The organism is Lactimicrobium sp., assembly GCF_036453465.1.
Lineage (GTDB): Bacteria > Bacillota_I > Bacilli_A > Erysipelotrichales > Erysipelotrichaceae > Bulleidia.
Window position 1 is genome coordinate 1 of sequence record NZ_JAZHUW010000015.1, and the last position, 16608, is coordinate 16608.

Below are 16608 nucleotides of genomic sequence, written 5' to 3' on the forward strand. Positions count from 1 at the left end.
CATCCCGAACACAGAAGTTAAGCACTTCCGCGGCGAAGATAGCCTTACGGCAAAAAGAGCGCGCTGCCAGGTTAGCAAGAGTGATTCTCATCCTGAGAGTCACTTTTTTTTCGCCCTCCCTTCAGCATGACTGCTACTCATATTCAGATGTTATTCAGCATTTTGACACCATCTTTCATGATGAATACGTTATCATTTAAGTATCTTAAAGGAGGAAATGTATGGCTCATTTTCAAGATGGTTTTCTCTGGGGCGGTGCTACGGCAGCCAACCAGGTAGAAGGCGCATGGGACAAAGATGGCAGAGGCCCGGCGAAGACGGATGTGACTACAGGCGGCTCCTATAAGGAACCACGCTACATTACGTACATTGACAAAGATGGCAAGCCTGGCAAGATGAATCAGTTTGCCCATCTGCCGGAAGGCGCACATTATGCTGTGCTGGATGGTGTTCATTATCCGAATCATAATGCTGTGGATGAGTATGACCGCTATAAGGAAGATATTGCCTTATTTGCAGAGATGGGATTCAAAGTATACAGAATGTCCATTTCCTGGAGCAGGCTGTATCCACATGGTGATGAAAAGAACCCGAATCCTGCCGGCATTGAACACTATCGTAAGGTATTTGAGGAACTGCGCAAATACAATATCGAGCCTCTTGTTACAATCTGGCACTTCGATACACCTTTGTATCTGGAGCAGAACTATGGCGGTTGGAACAACCGTCAGCTGATTGATTTCTATGTCCGCTTTGCGACAACCTGCTTCACGGAATACAAGGGACTTGTCCATTACTGGCTGACTTTCAATGAGATAAATAATACATGTGCTTTTATCCCGATGAAGAAGGAAATGCTGCATATGGATAAGGCACAGGAAGATGCGGCTTATCAGGAAGCATATCAGCAGCTGCACTATCAGCTTGTAGCAAGTGCCAAGGCAGTCCAGATCGGACATGCCATTGATCCGGATAATATGATCGGCTGCATGCTTTCTACATCCTGCTCTTATCCTGGCACATGTGATCCTGCCGATGTTCTTGCCAATGAACATAACTGGGAGAATGCAACATACTACTGCGGCGATGTTCATGTCTTTGGCTATTATTCTCCATTTGCCAGAAGACTCTGGGCATTGCATGATGTGCACCTGGATATCACAGAACAGGATCTGGCAGAGCTGGAAGCAGGCACTGTCGATATGTACACATTCAGCTATTACAATTCCGGTGTTGTGACAACCCATAAGGTTGAAGAGAAGGTCGGCGGCAATTTCTCCAGCGGTGCAAAGAATCCATATCTGCAGTACTCTGACTGGGGATGGTCACTGGATCCAACCGGACTGGAATACTTCCTTGAGAAGATCTATGACCGCTACCGCATTCCGCTGATGGTTGTGGAAAATGGTCTTGGTGCCTACGACAAGGTTGAGCCGGATGGCAGTATTCATGACCAGTATCGTATCGACTACCTGCGCATGCATATTCAGGCAATGGACAAGGCTATTGAAAATGGTGTTGATCTGCTTGGCTACACAACCTGGGGCTGCATTGATGTCGTTTCTGCAGGTACAGGTGAGATGAGAAAGAGATACGGCTTCATCTATGTCGACATGGATGATGAAGGCAAGGGTACACTGAACCGCAGCCGCAAGGATTCCTTCTACTGGTACAAGAAGGTCATTGCAACCAACGGTGCCGATCTGGATTGATCAATTGATCTGAAGCGAACAAAGCTCTGGGAGACCAGGGCTTTTTATCTGCCGCAGATACAGGACACTTTCCCAGTGGAATTTACCTTTGCAAAAGATGCGTAAAGTGCCGATAAATAAAGGTTGACTTGGTGCATGGCAGGACTTAAAATAACAGTCGGCATCTCATGCCAAATGTAGCCCCGGAAACTACATATGGAGGATGAATTATGCGTCAGACAACGATGGCTAAGCCAAACGAAGTCAAGCGTCAGTGGTATGTTGTAGACGCCACTGACTGTGTCCTGGGACGTCTTGCTTCTCAGGTCGCAACAGTATTAAAGGGCAAGAACAAGCCGATTTACACACCGAATGTTGACTGTGGCGATTATGTGATCGTCATTAATGCAGATAAGGTTCGTATCACTGGTGATCAGGATTTCAAGAAGTTCTACTTCTCTCATTCCCAGTATCCGAATGGTCTGCGTGTCAGAAGCACAAAGGTGATGCGTGAACAGTATACAGTTGAGTGGGTCACAAAGGCTATCACTGGTATGCTGCCGCACAACAAGCTTGGTGATCAGATGCGCAAGCATGTATTCGTTTATGAGGGTGCTGAACATCCTCATACAGCTCAGAAGCCTGTTGAGCTGAAGATTAAGTAAGGAGGATAAGGACAATGGCAGGTAAGAAGAAGGTTACTTACATCGGAACAGGACGCCGCAAGCAGTCCGTTGCCCGTGTCTTTATGACTCCGGGTACAGGTGTGATCACAGTTAATGGACGCACTCTGGAAGAGTATCTCCCGCAGGCTACTCTGCGTATGGAGGTAAATGCTCCGCTTGTACTGACTGAAACAAAGGGTCAGTTTGACATCAAGATCAACGTTTATGGCGGCGGTTATGCCGGCCAGGCTGGTGCTATGCGTCATGGCATCTCCCGTGCTCTGCTGGAAGCCAGTGCAGATTACAGACCTGTACTGAAGAAGGCTGGATTCCTCACACGTGATTCCCGTATGAAGGAACGTAAGAAGTACGGTCTCAAAGCTGCCCGCCGTGCACCGCAGTTCAGCAAGCGTTAATCACAATTTGGCTTGGAAAACCTGGAGAGAATTCTTCAGGTTTTTTTGTGTCTGCGGCTTTGTCTGTTATGATCTGTATCACACAAAGAGCAATTGCAGGAAGGTGATGCGTGATATGACGAAACTGCTGACACAGGGAGATGATTTTGGCTTTACAAGAGGTGTGACATTAGGAATTGTAGATTCGATTGATCATGGTGTATTGCGCAATACAGGCCTGTTTACCAATATGCCCTCAACTGAATTTGCCGTGAGCTTCATGGCAGACCGTCCGCAGGTATGCTTTGGCATTGACTTCAATATTGTCTCTGGCAGACCGGTCCTGGATCCGTCTTTGATCCCGCATCTGGTGGATGAAAATGGCGCTTTTATCCGCTCTGGTGTGCGGGTAAAGGATCAACGTTATCAGAGTGAACAAGGCGGAAAAGAGATGTTTCCATATGAAGAATGTTATCGGGAAATGAAGGCGCAGTATGAGCGCTTTCTGGCTTTGACTGGCAGAAAGCCAGGCTATCTGCATGCCCATTCTCTGATGCATGAAAACTATATGCAGGTCATTCGTGATCTGTCCAAAGAAACAGGCGTTCCATTTTCTCTGGATATGCAGAAACAGTATGGCTTTGTATCAAAGGAGACATTTCAAAGCAGGTCAGTTTCTTTGAAAGGAAAGATTTTTGATCCTGAGGAACAGCTTGCCCGAACACCGCTGCAGGACAATCTGAAATATGCAGAGGAATTTCTTTCTGCTGAATACATCACAATTGCCTGTCATCCTGGCTACATTGATGATGAACTGCTTGGCTTGACGACATTGTCTCTGGCCCGGTGTAAAGACGCTGCCATGATGATGTCTTTGCAGCTGAAAGACTGGATTGAGACCAATCATGTGGAGCTGATTACGTATGATGATCTGCATTGAAAATGACAGCTGCTTTTCATTTCTCTTGCCTTTGTGTTCTGATACAATGGCTTGCGAAAGATTGTGTGAGTGATGGAAGAGACAGAGCGCAATAACCTGCTGCAGGCATTGCTGGATATTGGTGAGCTGATGCTGGACAGCGGTGGTGAAGTAAAACGGGTAGAGGATACGATTGCCCGCATGGGAATGGCATCTGGTGCTGCCAGGATGAACGTCTTTGTCATCACCAGCAGTATTGTTGTAACGATGGAAGATTCAGATGGACATGTCTATACGCAGACAAAACGTGTACTGACAAGTGCCTCCAATCATTTCCGCCGGCTGGAGCAATTGAATCAGCTGAGCCGTGCCTTCTGCAGAAAACCATGTTCGTGTGCACAGCTGCATCAGAAAATTGAAGCAATCCGCAATCAGAAAGAAAACGTCTTCTGGATGTACTTTGGCAGTATGCTTGGTGCAATGGCCTTTGCCATCTTCTTTGGCGGTACATTTGCGGATGGCATTGCCTCCGGCCTGATGGGACTGCTTGTAGCCTTTCTGGTGCAGTTTCTGGATCCCATCTGCCCCAATGCCGTGTCGTTCAACCTGCTGACAAGTTTCCTTACCGGATTCTGTGTCTGTCTGACTGCCAGGCTGGCGCCGTCTCTGCATGCGGATATGATTATGATCGGGGACATCATGTTATTGATCCCGGGTATTCCGATGACAAATTCCATCCGTGATATTCTGGTTGGCGATACGATCAGCGGTACACTCCGCTTAACGGAAAGCATGGTAAGAGCAGCCGTCATTGCGGCTGGCTTTATGACAGCGATCATGGCTGCCGGGAGGCTGTAAGATGCAGACAATTATCATTCAGCTTGCCACGGCCTTCTTTGGTTCCCTTGGCTTTTCCATCATGTTCCGGGTGCGTGGGCGGTTACTGCTGCCAGCAAGCCTTGGCGGCCTGTTTACCTGGAGTATTTACCTGCTTCTGCACCATCTCACCGGCACCATCTTTTCGCCATGTCTGCTGGCATCTGCCTTTGCAGCAGCGTATGCAGAGCTTCTGGCAAGACTGCTGCATGCTCCGGCAACCCTGTTTGTGATTCCATCCGCGATTCCACTGATTCCGGGCTCCTATCTGTACTATGGCATGCTGGCAGCCGTGCAGAATCGCATGGCAGACTGTCAGACACAGTTTTTCCTGATGATGGAATTTGCCATTGCCATAGCGCTTGGTATGAGTGTTGTCTGGACCATCATATACATGAGTTCCCATATTTCTCATTCTCATCGGACAGCTGGTTGATAACTGGCTGTTTTGTTTTATTGGTTTTCAGTTAAAATACCTTTAGCAGAGGTTACACAAATGAGCGATGCATCAGGGTATATCCGTTTTGAGAATGCAGTAAAAATCTATGGCAGCGGCAGTGCCGCCGTGCATGCACTGGATGGAGTGAGTTTTACAATTGATCAGGGAGAATTCTGCGTGATCCTGGGCTCATCTGGTGCTGGCAAAACAACGCTGCTCAATATGCTTGGCGGCATGGATACTCTGACATCCGGACATATTTATCTGAAAGACAGGGAAATCAGTGCTTTCAATAAGAAGGAAATGACGGCATACCGGCGCCATGATGTTGGCTTTGTTTTCCAGTTTTACAACCTGATTCCCAATCTGACCGCCCTGGAGAACGTAGAAATTGCTGCCCAGCTTTGTGATGCTCCGATTCCGGCTGAGAAGGCTCTTGAAATGGTGGGACTGCAGGACAGAATGAATAATTTTCCTTCCCAGCTTTCCGGCGGTGAGCAGCAGCGTACGGCCATTGCCCGCGCCTTGGCAAAAAATCCATCTTTGCTGCTATGTGATGAGCCAACCGGTGCCCTGGACTTTGTGACTGGCAAGGCCGTATTAAAGATGCTGTATGAACTGAGCCGGCAGCGGCATACAACGGTTGTTATCATTACCCATAATCAGGCAATTGCCCCGATGGCTGACCGTATCATCCATATCCAGAGTGGAAAGATTCTGGATGATTGTAAGAATGGCCATATTCAAAGTGTGGATGAGATAGTCTGGTGAAGAAGATGAAAGGGATTGGAAAGTTAACCAGACGCTCGATTGCCAGCTTCAAGGGACGCTGGCTTGCTCTTGTGCTGATTGTGATGCTTGGGGTTGGCTTTTTCTCAGGCCTGCGTATTACAACAGATGCCATGACTTCAGTTGGTCAGAACTATCTGTCTTTGCAGAATCTGTATGATTTCCGCTTGTATTCTACGCTTGGCTTTGGGGATGATGAAGTAGAGAAGCTGGCCGGCATTGATGGGATCAAAGAGGCAGAGGGACAGAAGAGCCTGAATGCCATGGGAACGTTTGATGGCAGCAGTGATGTCTATACCGTCATTGCCATGCCTGCAAAGATCAATGTGCCAAAGCTGACCGCAGGGAAGCTGCCGGGGAATACTTCTGAATGTCTTGGGGATGATAATTTCTTTACCAAAGATGATATTGGTAAAACCATCACCGTGGACAGCAGTGATTTGAAAAGAGAAACGTATACGATTACCGGGCTGTGCACATCGCCGCTGTATATTGGCAATGACCGCGGCACTGCTTCCATTGGCAGCGGTACCATCAAGGCGTTTCTCTATGTGCAGGATGCCGTGTTTGTATCAGATGACTATACGGAGGTGGATCTGACTTTATCCAACCAGGCAGAGATTTACAGCAAGGCCTATGACAGCCTGCTTGATACATATCAGGATGATGTGGAACAGAAAACCAGTGAAATATCAGAGGAGCGCTATCATACATTGCTAAATGACCATTTTCTGACGGAATGGACAGGCGAAGCTGCTGGTATTACGGCGCCAAAGACATATGTACTGACCCGGAAAGACAATGCCGGCTATGTGAGCTTTGAAAATGACACGTCAATTGTCGGCGGTCTTGCCAGTCTGTTCCCGCTGTTCTTTGTCTTGATTGCCATGCTTGTATGTATCACTACCATGACACGCATGGTTGAAGAAGAACGCGGCATGATCGGCACATTGAAGGCTCTTGGCTTTTCTGAGGGCGCAATTACGGCCAAATATCTGCTGTATGCCGGCAGTGCTGCCCTGCTTGGATGGATCATTGGCTTCTTTGGCGGTACATGGGCTTTACCGCAGATTTTCTGGAAAGCCTATCAGGTCAGCTATCACTTTGCATCCATGCCGTATCTGTTTTCATGGAAGCTTGCTTTGTTGACACTGACAGTAACGATGCTGGGCATGATTTTGTGTACATGGTACAGCTGCCATCATGAACTGGACAGTGTGCCGGCTGCTCTGATGCGGCCGCTGCCTGCCCGCCATGGCAAAAGAATCTTCCTGGAACGTTTTTCCATCTGGAAACATCTGTCCTTTCTGCAGAAGACCAGTCTGCGCAATGCCTTCCGCTATCCCCAGCGTCTGGTGATGTTTGTGATCGGCATTGCCTGCTGTACCGGCCTGCTTGTGACAGGATTTGGCGTCAAGGATTCCATGGTGGATATCGCTGATTTGCAGTTTGACCAGGTCCAGACGTATGATATGGCCCTTTCATTCAAAACGGATGTGCATGACCAGGTGGAAAGTGAGCTTGAAAAGAGCACGGAGATTGACGGCATGCTGGAAGGCAGTTCCACTGGTGTGACAGTTGGTCAGGACACGCAGCTCAATGGTGTAACGCTGTATCAGTTTGCGGATACCGATGCGTTTTCAGATTACTGGCATCTGCATTATGGCAGTGAACAGATTGCCTTTCCAAAGGATGGTGAAGCAGTCATCAGCACAGGTATTGCCCGCAAGCTGAAACTGTCAGTGGGTGATGAGATGGTGATGGAAGACAGTGACCACAACCAGATGCGCGTGAAGGTCAGCGGCATCTTTGACTGCTATATCAGCAATTTCGTCATCATGAATAATCATGCCTCCTTTACCGATGCCTCATGGCAGGCGGATACATACCTGTTGAAATGCAGTGATGTCTCAGATGATTTTGCCACACGTCTGACAGATCTTTCCGGTGTAACAGGACTGGTGCGGCTTACAGAGACCCGCAGCAGCGTAGACCGCGCGCTTTCCTGTCTGCACTACATCATTGCCATGATTGTCATCATCTCTGGTGCACTGGCATTTGTTGTGATCTACAATCTCACAAGTATCAATATTGCTGAGCGCAGCCGTGAAATTGCCACGGTGGAAGTGCTTGGCTTCTATCCGCGCGAGACATACAGCTACGTTCTGCGTGAAAACATCATTCTTTCTGTTCTGGCAGGGCTGCTTGGCATGCCGGCAGGAACCCTGTTTGAAAGAGCAGTCATGGCCCGTATTGTCGTGAATACCATGTGCTTTGATGTTCATGTGACAGCACTGTCCTATGTACTTTCCTTTGTCATCACACTGCTCTTTACATTGATTGTAAATCTGCTGATGCGCAGATCTATCCGGCGTATTAACATGGCCGAATCACTGAAGGCTGTGGAATAAAATGCATCGATATTTGTCTGAATGGTATATCATCTTGTAAACAGGCTGTTTTCAGGCTGAGCGGCTTTACTGATACCGGGATCGTGGTATCATGATGCCATTGTTTTCATGATGAAATCAAAATGAAGGGAGGGTATAAGCATGCATGCTAAGAATGATATGCTGGAGGGAAGTATCGGGAAGCAGATCCTGTTCTTTTTCTTTCCGATCATGTTTGGCTCCTTGTTTCAGCAGCTTTATAACACGGTGGATGCCATTGTTGTTGGCAATTTTGTCGGCAAGGAAGCCCTTGGCGCTGTAGGCGGATCCACTGGTACGGTGATCAATCTGCTGGTCGGCTTTGTCGTAGGATTAAGCTCAGGTGCGACCGTCGTCATTGCCCAGTACTATGGCAGCCGCCAGCAGGAAGGCGTGCATAAGGCCGTTGACAGCTCTATGTATCTGTCCTTGATCCTTGGCATTATTTTTACGGTTGGCGGTATTCTGCTAGCACCTTCCATTCTGCATCTGCTGAAAGTGCCGGATTCTATTTACAGCTACTCACTGACCTATATGCGCCTGTATCTGACCGGGATGGTGCCGTCTTTGATTTATAACAACGGTGCCGGCATTCTGCGTGCTGTCGGTGATTCCAAACGCCCATTATATTTTCTGGCGGCATCCTGTATTACCAATATCGTACTGGATATTCTGTTTGTCGTAGGCTTCCACTGGTCAGTAGCTGGGGCTGCCATCGCAACGGTACTTTCAGAAGTTGTTTCCTGTGCTTTGACACTGTGGGTGCTGGCCAGAACCGATGATATTTATGCATTTAAGATACGCGATCTGTCCGTTGACTGGAATGTGCTCAAGAGCGTTGTTATCATCGGTTTCCCGGTGGGCATTCAGTCCTGCCTGTATTCCATCGCCAACCTGTTTATTCAGTCCAGTGTCAACAGCTATGGTACAGATACCGTCGCTGCATTTACTGCTTTTGGCAAGATTGATGCCCTGTTCTGGAATTCCTCGGCAGCACTTGGACAGGCAGTGCTGACATTCTGCGGCCAGAACTTCGGGGCGGGCAATATTACCCGTGTGAAGAAGGGCATTCATAAAGGATTGCTCATGTATGTCATCGGGGCCAGTGCAATTTCTTTAGGATGCCTGCTGCTGGGCCGCTGGATTTACCGTCTGTTTACACCAGATGAGGGTGTCATCAATATTGGTATGCAGATGCTGTGGTACATGTGCCCGTTCTGGGTGACATTCTGTGGCGTCGAGATTCTTTCCTCGTCTATGCGTGCATGCGGTGATTCTGTTGTTCCTATGGTCATGACTGCAATTGGTGTTGGAGCATTCAGAATCCTGTGGATCCTGTTTTTCCCTGCCACCCGTCTGTTTGATACGCTTGTATGCTATCCAATCAGCTGGATCGCGACTTCGGCCATGTTCTTCCTGTATTACTTCCAGGGAGGCTGGCTGAAACGCTCTGTCCGCCAGAGAGAAAAGCTTATGGATGCCGTAAAATAAAACAGGTCATGAAGAAGACTGGATTTACGCCAGACTTTCTTCAAAACCTGTTTTTTTACTTTGCAAGCATGTCTTTGGCACAGGGCAGTCCAAAAGCTGCCTGAGTATGCAGAACAGCGGCATCAATGGCTTTTGCGACTGCTCTTGCGGCCAGTGTGCCTGCCACATTGATGTCTGCTTTAACAGCAGGGTGGCTCAGGGCATACAGAGAGTCACCGTCAAACATGGTATGCACGGGATTGATGGCACGGGCATAGCCGTCATGGCCCATCCCGGCAATTTTGGTGAGCTCTGTCTTGTTGAAGATGCCATTGGTTAATATCGCAGCGATGGTTGTGTTGGTATGGGCCAGCTGCGGTGCCATCTGGTACAGTGCCTCTTCACAGCTTGGTGTCATTGTGCCATCATCATCCCGCAGTCCTGCCAGCTTTCTGCCGGTATCAGGATCATAGATATCGCCAAAGGCGTTGACGACGGCAATGGCGCCTACCTGCAGATCATTCAGCTGAAATGCTGCTGCGCCAATACCTGCTTTCATAGCATGTTCCATGCCATTGGCTTTGCCTACCGTTGCACCCATGCCGGCACCATGATTGCCTTCAAGGAAGTTCGGGGCACTCTGACAGGCCTGATAGCCCATCTGTGCATCCGGCCAGGCATTGGCATCACCAATGCCAAGATCAAAGATGCAGGAACTGACAACAATCGGGACTGGCCCGTATGCAGTTTGAAAGCCGATGCTTCTTTCCTTCAGCCAGCGCATAACACCGCAGCTGCTTTCCAAACCGAAGGCAGATCCGCCGGAGAGAACAACGGCATGAACGGCATCGTTTGCGGCAAGAGGATTGAGCAGGGCATTTTCCCGGCTGGCAGGACCGCCGCCGCGGACATCAACACCGCAGACAGCACCTTTTTCACCAGTGAGAATGACGGTAACACCCGTTGTCGTATTGGTATTTTCACACTGCCCGATGGTGAAGCCGTCAATGGCAGTAACAGGAATAGATTTCAGAATTGTTGACATGGGAAACCTCCGCTTTTCCAAATTCATGGTAGCACGTCACAGAAAAATGTGGTATAAAGCCTATGTTTACAGAATACATCCAAGTTTGGGAAGAAATTTGACAATGATGGGACCTAGAGATTATTTTGCATTTGAAACGATTCGGGATCATGATCACAATGTGATCTGCTACTATGTGACGGCGATTGGAACGATTGAGGAAGATGGTGCTGTGCATCTGCGTTCAGACCTGGGGCCGGAAAAGGATGAGAAGATGGCATTTGGCAGGATTACACTGCATAACCAGGACCGCAAGATCATGACACTGCTGAAAGAGACACAGAGCCGTGATTACTATCATGTTCATGATGACGAGGGCTCTGTGGATGTGATCAGTTTTACGGCCAAGGACTGGCGTGCTGATGAGGCATATGAGTTTGAGGCTGGTGACCGTGTGCTTGTGCAGGGCAGAGCATATATGCGTAAGAATGATACGGAGCGCTATCCGGGCAGACTGCCGGAGCTCAGTATTACCGTAAGCGGCTTGTTCAGATTGAGCAAGGCACGCAGGCCGCGCTTTCAGGGCATGAATGCTTCCCTGATTCCTCAGAAATAAGCAAAAGGATAAGAACAAAGGATGGGCGCTGAATAGCAGCGCCCATCCTTTTAAGAAACAGAGAAAAAAACGGATGATTTCTCATCCGTAATCAGTGGAGCTAAGGAGGATCGAACTCCTGACCCCCTGCTTGCAAAGCAGGTGCTCTCCCAGCTGAGCTATAACCCCATACGATGAAGTGGGCCTGAATGGACTTGAACCAACGACCTCACCCTTATCAGGGGTGCGCTCTAACCACCTGAGCTACAGGCCCATATCTCATCGAATGCTTGTCTATAATACCAATTCTAACTTTTTATGTCAACAATATTTTTCCGCAAATTTTACCAGGGTGTATATCAGCTCTGGTTGAGCACGTATGGCGGATGTGGTAGAGTAGTCGCATTCAGGAGGATGTATGAACAGCTTCATTAACTGGTTCATGTCCACGATTGGACAGCATATTTCGGCTGAGTGGTCAGTCTTTATCGTTTCAATGTTTCCGCTTGTTGAAGAGCGCGGGGGTCTGATCGTTGCCAGACTGCTGAACATTCCGCTCTGGAAAGCTTTGATTTTCTGTGTTGCCGGCAATATTCTGCCAATTCCGTTTATCTTATTGCTTTTGAAAAAACTTCTTCATTTCATGGCAGATCATCACATGGGTAAATTCGTGGAATGGCTGGAAGCCAAGGCTGCTAAAAACAAGCCAAAGATTGATAAGTATGGTTTCTGGGGACTGATGCTGTTTGTTGGTATTCCGCTGCCTGGCACAGGCGCCTGGACAGGTTCTCTGGTGGCATCTGTCTTTGATATGGACCTGAAGAAGGCAAGTATTTCCATCCTGCTTGGTGTCTTCCTGGCAGCTGTGATTATGTCGCTTGTATCGTATGGCGTGATTGGTTCGTTCTTACACTGAACGGACTTTTTTTGGAGGTGAAGTATGTTTCTGATCATAAAGCATGTGCATGTGTATGCACCGGAAGATCTTGGCATCAATGATGTACTGGTATGCAATGACCGTATTGTCAAAGTGGATCATCAGATTGACTTTGACTGGGATAAGGATGATATGAAGGTTATTGATGGTACTGGCAAGCTGCTTGTGCCGGGCTTTCTTGACCAGCATGTCCATATCATTGGCGGCGGCGGTGAGGATGGCTTTGCCTCTTTGATTCCACCGCTGCAGATGCGTGACTGCATCCGGTATGGTGTGACCTCTGTGGTTGGCCTGCTGGGCACTGACAGCAATGCCAAAAGCGTGCAGGAACTTGTCGCCAAGACAAAGGCACTGCGGGAAGAAGGCATGAGTGCCTGGTGTTTGACAGGTTCCTATGCCTATCCCAGCACGACCCTGACAGGATCTGTGGCAAAAGATGTTGCGTTTATCAATGAAATCATTGGCGTCAAGATTGCCATCAGTGACCATCGTTCTTCCAATGTCAGTAAGGAAGAGCTTGCACGTCTGGCCACACAGGTAAGAACAGCCGGCCTGCTGGCAAAAAAGCCAGGTATTGTGCACATGCATACGGGCAGGGGCAAAAAGGGATACAAGGATGTATTGGACATTGTAGAGAATACGGATATTCCGATTCGTCAGTTCAGACCGACGCATGTGGCGAATGCGTACGAGGATGCTTTGATCTTTGCCTCAAAGGGCGGCTATATTGACTTTACCAGCGGCAATGAGACAGCCAGAACAGCGCATCTGATGGCAGCTGCGAAGGAAAAGGTATCCTGGGACAGAATTACATTGTCTTCGGATTCCAATGGCAGTTTCCCGGTGTGGAGTGATGACAAGAAGCTGATTGGAATGGGAATTGGAAAGATGGCAACTTTGTTTGATACAGTCCGCCATCTTGTCAATGATGAGCACTTGTCTCTTTCTGAAGCTCTGATGCCAATTACAAAGACGGTGTCAACTGCATTGGATCTGTATCCTCACAAAGGGCACATTGGCAAAGACAGTGATGCCGACCTGGTGCTGTTAAAAAATGATCTCTCCCTGGATGGCGTGATTGCCAGAGGAAAGATCATGATGCAGGATGGTATTGTCACCGCGAAAAGCTATTATCAGGATCTTCAGGCATGAGATAGCGCAGAAAGCTTCCTGCGGTCTATGACAAGCAGCTTGCCATGGCCCAGTCTTCTTACGGCACCTTCTTTTTCAAACTTTGTGATTACCCGGGAGACGGTCTCAGGCCGTAAACTGATGGATGCTGCAATGTCATCCAGCTTAAGCTCAATCTCCTTGCCAATGCAGCGGGCATCACGAAACAGCAGAAACTGACCGACCCGGTCATCCACTGCATGCAGAGACAGCAGGTAAGCTTTCTCATTGGCATCCTGCAGTTCCGTAGAAAGCATTTCAATCAGATATAAAGCCGTAGAGGGGTGCTCAGAAAGCACGGCAATAAAATCAGAACGTTTGATCAGACATAGAGAAACATCCGTCAGAGCCACAACATCATAGTGGTAGACATGATCCTCCAGAAACATGCCATGCCAGATTGCCTGGCCGTCATGCAGGACATCCAGAATATGTTCCTCACCATTGGTATCAATTCTTCTGGTTTTCACCTTGCCTCTGCGGATGATGACAACCGCATCGATTTCGCTGTTCTCTTCGGCCAGAATGGAACCGCGCGGCCGTTTGATGTGCATCGCATGTGCCACCAGCGAAGCCTGATCTTCTTCCGGCAGCTTCTGAAACAGACGAATGGCATGTGTACAGTATTCATTTTTTGCCCGATAAGGGCACTCTTTATCGTGATCCATGTCCTTAGTATATGAGAAACATGAAAAAGGGGCAACGTTGTCCGCATGCTGAAAAAGCAAAGAAATGACAGCAGACAGATGATGAAAATGAACCGCGGATAAGCCGCTTATTGATATTGTGATGATACTGTAAATCGTAATATAAATATGCCTTGCAGAGGATTTGCTGGATTATTTCTGCAAAAATAAAAAACATTTGATGTACCTGGAAGCTGATTTTGTGAATGTACATTATATCGAACAAAAGAAAAACCCTTTATTCAAGGGCTTTTCTGAGGTGCCGACTATCGGAATCGAACCAACGACCTACTCATTACGAATGAGTTGCTCTACCAACTGAGCTAAGTCGGCAAATGACAGCTTTGATATTATAATCGAGATGTATTTTGTTTTCAATGAGATTGGGAGGAATTGGAATGAGAATACTGGTGGTGCGGCATTGTGAGCCAGACTATGCACATGACAGCCTGACAGAGAAGGGATGGCGTGAGGCGGAGTATCTTGCGGAGCGGCTGGCAAAGGAAAAGATCGACTATTTTTATGTTTCACCGATGGGCAGGGCACAGGCTACGGCTTCCTGTACACTGAAGAAAATGAATCGTCAGGCAGTGACACTGGACTGGCTGAAGGAGTTTCATATTCCGGTTGTTCATACCGATGAAACTGAACCAACAAGGCCATGGGACTGGCGTCCTGCTGTCTGGACTCAGGATGAGCGCTTCTTTGACAAGGATCACTGGACAGAAAATCCTGCTTTTGAGGCAGTGGATCTGAAAGCAAAGTATGACCATGTTGTTTCCAGCTTTGATGAATTGCTGGCTAAGCACGGCTATCAGCGCAATGGATATTTGTATGATGCCGTTGCCAGCAATCACGATACCATTGCCCTGTTCTGTCATTTTGGTCTTGAATGTGTGCTGCTGTCCCATCTGCTGAATGTATCCCCGATGATCATCTGGCATGGATTCTGCGCAGCACCATCCAGTGTGACAACCATCTATACCGAGGAAAGAGTAAAAGGAACTGCGTCTTTCCGGATCAGCAGCTTTGGTGATGTTTCCCACCTGTATGCAAAGGGTGAAAAGCCATCTTTCATGGCCCGCTATTGTGAGTGCTATGAAGATCCCGAAATCCATTGAGTAAGTTTTCTTTACTCTGTTGTATGCCCACAGGCAGTGTGGTACGCTATGGCCGCATTGCTGCAGAAGGGAAGATTTGGATATGAACCAGAAAAAACTGAAAACACGACTGACACTGGACTATGCTGGTATTCAGGGCTTTTACTCTACAATGTATGCCGGTGTAGGTGCTTTCCTTTCGGTATTCCTGCTGGCCAATGGTTTTTCCAACACGGAAGTCGGTCTGGTAATGTCCGGTGCAAATCTGTTAACTGTTCTTTTATCACCAGGGCTGGCTGACTTCGCAGACCGCACGAAAAAGGTTACACTGACCCAGCTGATTTCACTGCTTGCCTTTCTGACCGGCCTGATGTGCATCTTTCTGATGATTCTGCATGGTCACAGTGCTGCCCTGTTTATCTGCTATGTGCTGGCTCTTGTGTTTGATCTGCTTCTGCAGCCGCTTGTAAATACACTTGTTTTTCGGATTCAGGGATATGGCATTCAGCTTAATTTTGGCTTGTGCAGAGCCGCCGGATCTCTGCTGTATGCCATCATGACTGCTGTTCTGGGCGTCGTGATAGAAAAAGCAGGCATCAATTCCATTCCCGGTGCTACGATATTCTCGTTGATTCTATTGCTGATAAGCATCTTCCTTTTGAAAAAACATCTTGGGCCACAGACATCTTCATCTCATGTGGAACCCAAAGAGGAAGAGCGCATTACGCTCAAAGACTTCATCAGAAATAACAAGGCATTCCTGGTGCTGAATATCGGCATCATGGTCATGTACTACTACAATTACATCATAGGTTCATTCATGCTGCAGGTGATCAAGCCTTTGGGCGGTACGGTCACAGATATGGGTAATCTGTTTGCCCTTGGAGCTGCCATGGAAATCCCTGCTATGGTCAGCTTTGACTGGCTGCGCAGAAGGCTTTCTGCAGCCCATGCCCTGCAGGTATCCATGATTGGCTTTTCACTCAAGGCACTGCTTGTTCTGCTGGCTGGCAATGTGACTCTTGTTTATGTGTCACAGCTGCTTTCTTTCATGGCATACGGCCTGTTCTATCCTGCCATTGTGCAGTATACAGGCGAAAGAATGAAGGCGGGAGAAGCCGTCAAGGGACAGTCTATGTTTACCATCATGATGATGGCGTCCGGCATTATTGCCAATGTGTCCGGCGGCATGATCCTGGATGCATTTGGGCCGCATCTGCTGGTGCTGCTCAGCTTTGTCTTCTGTGTGATTGGCAGTGTCATTGTGATTTTCATGAGCAATAAAGTACCGGTAAAGGCATGAGAGTGTTTTTGCGGACAGGATTCATGTTAACAGCAGGAAATGTCTGCTGTTTTTTTTGTGACTGATTATTTGATAGTCATTCTGACAATAAAGTATAGTCAGAATGACTATACAAATGTT

At 48.0% G+C, this 16608-nt stretch carries 16 protein-coding genes and 3 tRNA genes; 14 read left to right on the forward strand and 5 right to left on the reverse strand.

Annotated features, from left to right (window positions below):
• Nucleotides 1-221 precede the first annotated feature (221 nt).
• The 9 genes from SOI44_RS05220 to SOI44_RS05260 all read left to right on the forward strand — a co-directional run bounded on the left by SOI44_RS05220 (nucleotide 222) and on the right by SOI44_RS05260 (nucleotide 9694).
• Nucleotides 222-1712, forward strand: coding sequence for a glycoside hydrolase family 1 protein (locus tag SOI44_RS05220; protein ID WP_331348171.1), 1491 nt, complete (start codon nucleotides 222-224; stop codon nucleotides 1710-1712).
• Between the two features lie 209 nt (nucleotides 1713-1921).
• Complete coding sequence (gene rplM / locus SOI44_RS05225) at nucleotides 1922-2356, forward strand: 50S ribosomal protein L13 (protein WP_331348172.1); 435 nt, start codon at nucleotides 1922-1924, stop codon at nucleotides 2354-2356.
• A 14-nt stretch (nucleotides 2357-2370) separates the two neighbouring features.
• Nucleotides 2371-2772 carry a 30S ribosomal protein S9 gene (rpsI, locus tag SOI44_RS05230; RefSeq protein WP_331348173.1) on the forward strand — a complete coding sequence of 134 codons (402 nt, stop codon included), beginning with the start codon at nucleotides 2371-2373 and terminating at the stop codon, nucleotides 2770-2772.
• 115 nt (nucleotides 2773-2887) lie between these two features.
• Nucleotides 2888-3691, forward strand: coding sequence for a ChbG/HpnK family deacetylase (locus SOI44_RS05235; RefSeq protein ID WP_331348174.1), 804 nt, complete (start codon nucleotides 2888-2890; stop codon nucleotides 3689-3691).
• Between the two features lie 72 nt (nucleotides 3692-3763).
• Entirely contained in the window at nucleotides 3764-4528 is a 765-nt protein-coding gene (locus SOI44_RS05240) for a threonine/serine exporter family protein (RefSeq protein WP_331348175.1), read from the forward strand.
• Nucleotide 4529: 1 nt separating this feature from the next.
• On the forward strand, nucleotides 4530-4982 hold the full coding sequence (locus SOI44_RS05245) for a threonine/serine exporter family protein (protein WP_331348176.1): 453 nt from the start codon (nucleotides 4530-4532) through the stop codon (nucleotides 4980-4982).
• 60 nt (nucleotides 4983-5042) lie between these two features.
• Nucleotides 5043-5756, forward strand: coding sequence for an ABC transporter ATP-binding protein (locus tag SOI44_RS05250; protein WP_331348177.1), 714 nt, complete (start codon nucleotides 5043-5045; stop codon nucleotides 5754-5756).
• A 5-nt stretch (nucleotides 5757-5761) separates the two neighbouring features.
• Nucleotides 5762-8185 carry an ABC transporter permease gene (locus tag SOI44_RS05255; protein ID WP_331348212.1) on the forward strand — a complete coding sequence of 808 codons (2424 nt, stop codon included), beginning with the start codon at nucleotides 5762-5764 and terminating at the stop codon, nucleotides 8183-8185.
• A gap of 141 nt (nucleotides 8186-8326) precedes the next feature.
• The gene (locus SOI44_RS05260; protein WP_331348178.1) at nucleotides 8327-9694 is read left to right on the forward strand and encodes an MATE family efflux transporter; all 1368 of its coding nucleotides are present in this window, start codon (nucleotides 8327-8329) and stop codon (nucleotides 9692-9694) included.
• A gap of 55 nt (nucleotides 9695-9749) precedes the next feature.
• Here SOI44_RS05260 and SOI44_RS05265 read toward each other — a convergent pair whose 3' ends face one another.
• Nucleotides 9750-10718, reverse strand: coding sequence for a P1 family peptidase (locus tag SOI44_RS05265; protein WP_331348179.1), 969 nt, complete (start codon nucleotides 10716-10718; stop codon nucleotides 9750-9752).
• Between the two features lie 103 nt (nucleotides 10719-10821).
• Between SOI44_RS05265 and SOI44_RS05270 the strand changes: the two genes are divergently transcribed.
• Nucleotides 10822-11313 (forward strand): hypothetical protein, encoded by a 492-nt coding sequence (locus SOI44_RS05270; protein ID WP_331348180.1) that lies wholly within the window; start codon nucleotides 10822-10824, stop codon nucleotides 11311-11313.
• 95 nt (nucleotides 11314-11408) lie between these two features.
• On the opposite strand, the gene SOI44_RS05275 is transcribed toward SOI44_RS05270, so the two are convergent.
• Both SOI44_RS05275 and SOI44_RS05280 read right to left on the reverse strand, forming a co-directional pair.
• A tRNA-Ala gene (locus SOI44_RS05275) sits at nucleotides 11409-11481 on the reverse strand.
• 11 nt (nucleotides 11482-11492) lie between these two features.
• Nucleotides 11493-11566: transfer RNA gene (locus tag SOI44_RS05280), tRNA-Ile, on the reverse strand.
• 144 nt (nucleotides 11567-11710) lie between these two features.
• On the opposite strand from SOI44_RS05280, the gene SOI44_RS05285 reads away from it, so the two are divergent.
• Both SOI44_RS05285 and iadA read left to right on the forward strand, forming a co-directional pair.
• Nucleotides 11711-12208 (forward strand): COG2426 family protein, encoded by a 498-nt coding sequence (locus tag SOI44_RS05285; protein ID WP_331348181.1) that lies wholly within the window; start codon nucleotides 11711-11713, stop codon nucleotides 12206-12208.
• Between the two features lie 24 nt (nucleotides 12209-12232).
• Complete coding sequence (gene iadA, locus SOI44_RS05290) at nucleotides 12233-13381, forward strand: beta-aspartyl-peptidase (RefSeq protein WP_331348182.1); 1149 nt, start codon at nucleotides 12233-12235, stop codon at nucleotides 13379-13381.
• On the opposite strand, the gene SOI44_RS05295 is transcribed toward iadA, so the two are convergent.
• Both SOI44_RS05295 and SOI44_RS05300 read right to left on the reverse strand, forming a co-directional pair.
• Entirely contained in the window at nucleotides 13372-14067 is a 696-nt protein-coding gene (locus SOI44_RS05295; RefSeq protein ID WP_331348183.1) for a Crp/Fnr family transcriptional regulator, read from the reverse strand. The two genes, iadA and SOI44_RS05295, sit on opposite strands and share 10 nt — an antisense overlap.
• 278 nt (nucleotides 14068-14345) lie before the next feature.
• Nucleotides 14346-14418 (reverse strand) — tRNA-Thr (locus SOI44_RS05300).
• A gap of 65 nt (nucleotides 14419-14483) precedes the next feature.
• Here SOI44_RS05300 and SOI44_RS05305 point away from each other — a divergent pair.
• A complete protein-coding gene (locus SOI44_RS05305) occupies nucleotides 14484-15206 on the forward strand; it encodes a histidine phosphatase family protein (RefSeq protein WP_331348184.1) in 723 nt (240 codons plus the stop codon).
• 82 nt (nucleotides 15207-15288) lie between these two features.
• Entirely contained in the window at nucleotides 15289-16488 is a 1200-nt protein-coding gene (locus SOI44_RS05310; protein WP_331348185.1) for an MFS transporter, read from the forward strand.
• Nucleotides 16489-16608 lie beyond the last annotated feature (120 nt).

What these genes read in the sequence shown, in the direction of transcription:
- SOI44_RS05220 (WP_331348171.1), top strand. Translation starts at nt 222, where the DNA reads ATGGCTCATTTTCAAGATGGTTTTCTCTGGGGCGGTGCTACGGCAGCC.
- rplM (WP_331348172.1), top strand. Translation starts at nt 1,922, where the DNA reads ATGCGTCAGACAACGATGGCTAAGCCAAACGAAGTCAAGCGTCAGTGG.
- rpsI (WP_331348173.1), top strand. Translation starts at nt 2,371, where the DNA reads ATGGCAGGTAAGAAGAAGGTTACTTACATCGGAACAGGACGCCGCAAG.
- SOI44_RS05235 (WP_331348174.1), top strand. Translation starts at nt 2,888, where the DNA reads ATGACGAAACTGCTGACACAGGGAGATGATTTTGGCTTTACAAGAGGT.
- SOI44_RS05240 (WP_331348175.1), top strand. Translation starts at nt 3,764, where the DNA reads ATGGAAGAGACAGAGCGCAATAACCTGCTGCAGGCATTGCTGGATATT.
- SOI44_RS05245 (WP_331348176.1), top strand. Translation starts at nt 4,530, where the DNA reads ATGCAGACAATTATCATTCAGCTTGCCACGGCCTTCTTTGGTTCCCTT.
- SOI44_RS05250 (WP_331348177.1), top strand. Translation starts at nt 5,043, where the DNA reads ATGAGCGATGCATCAGGGTATATCCGTTTTGAGAATGCAGTAAAAATC.
- SOI44_RS05255 (WP_331348212.1), top strand. Translation starts at nt 5,762, where the DNA reads ATGAAAGGGATTGGAAAGTTAACCAGACGCTCGATTGCCAGCTTCAAG.
- SOI44_RS05260 (WP_331348178.1), top strand. Translation starts at nt 8,327, where the DNA reads ATGCATGCTAAGAATGATATGCTGGAGGGAAGTATCGGGAAGCAGATC.
- SOI44_RS05265 (WP_331348179.1), bottom strand. Translation starts at nt 10,718, where the DNA reads ATGTCAACAATTCTGAAATCTATTCCTGTTACTGCCATTGACGGCTTC.
- SOI44_RS05270 (WP_331348180.1), top strand. Translation starts at nt 10,822, where the DNA reads ATGATGGGACCTAGAGATTATTTTGCATTTGAAACGATTCGGGATCAT.
- SOI44_RS05285 (WP_331348181.1), top strand. Translation starts at nt 11,711, where the DNA reads ATGAACAGCTTCATTAACTGGTTCATGTCCACGATTGGACAGCATATT.
- iadA (WP_331348182.1), top strand. Translation starts at nt 12,233, where the DNA reads ATGTTTCTGATCATAAAGCATGTGCATGTGTATGCACCGGAAGATCTT.
- SOI44_RS05295 (WP_331348183.1), bottom strand. Translation starts at nt 14,067, where the DNA reads ATGGATCACGATAAAGAGTGCCCTTATCGGGCAAAAAATGAATACTGT.
- SOI44_RS05305 (WP_331348184.1), top strand. Translation starts at nt 14,484, where the DNA reads ATGAGAATACTGGTGGTGCGGCATTGTGAGCCAGACTATGCACATGAC.
- SOI44_RS05310 (WP_331348185.1), top strand. Translation starts at nt 15,289, where the DNA reads ATGAACCAGAAAAAACTGAAAACACGACTGACACTGGACTATGCTGGT.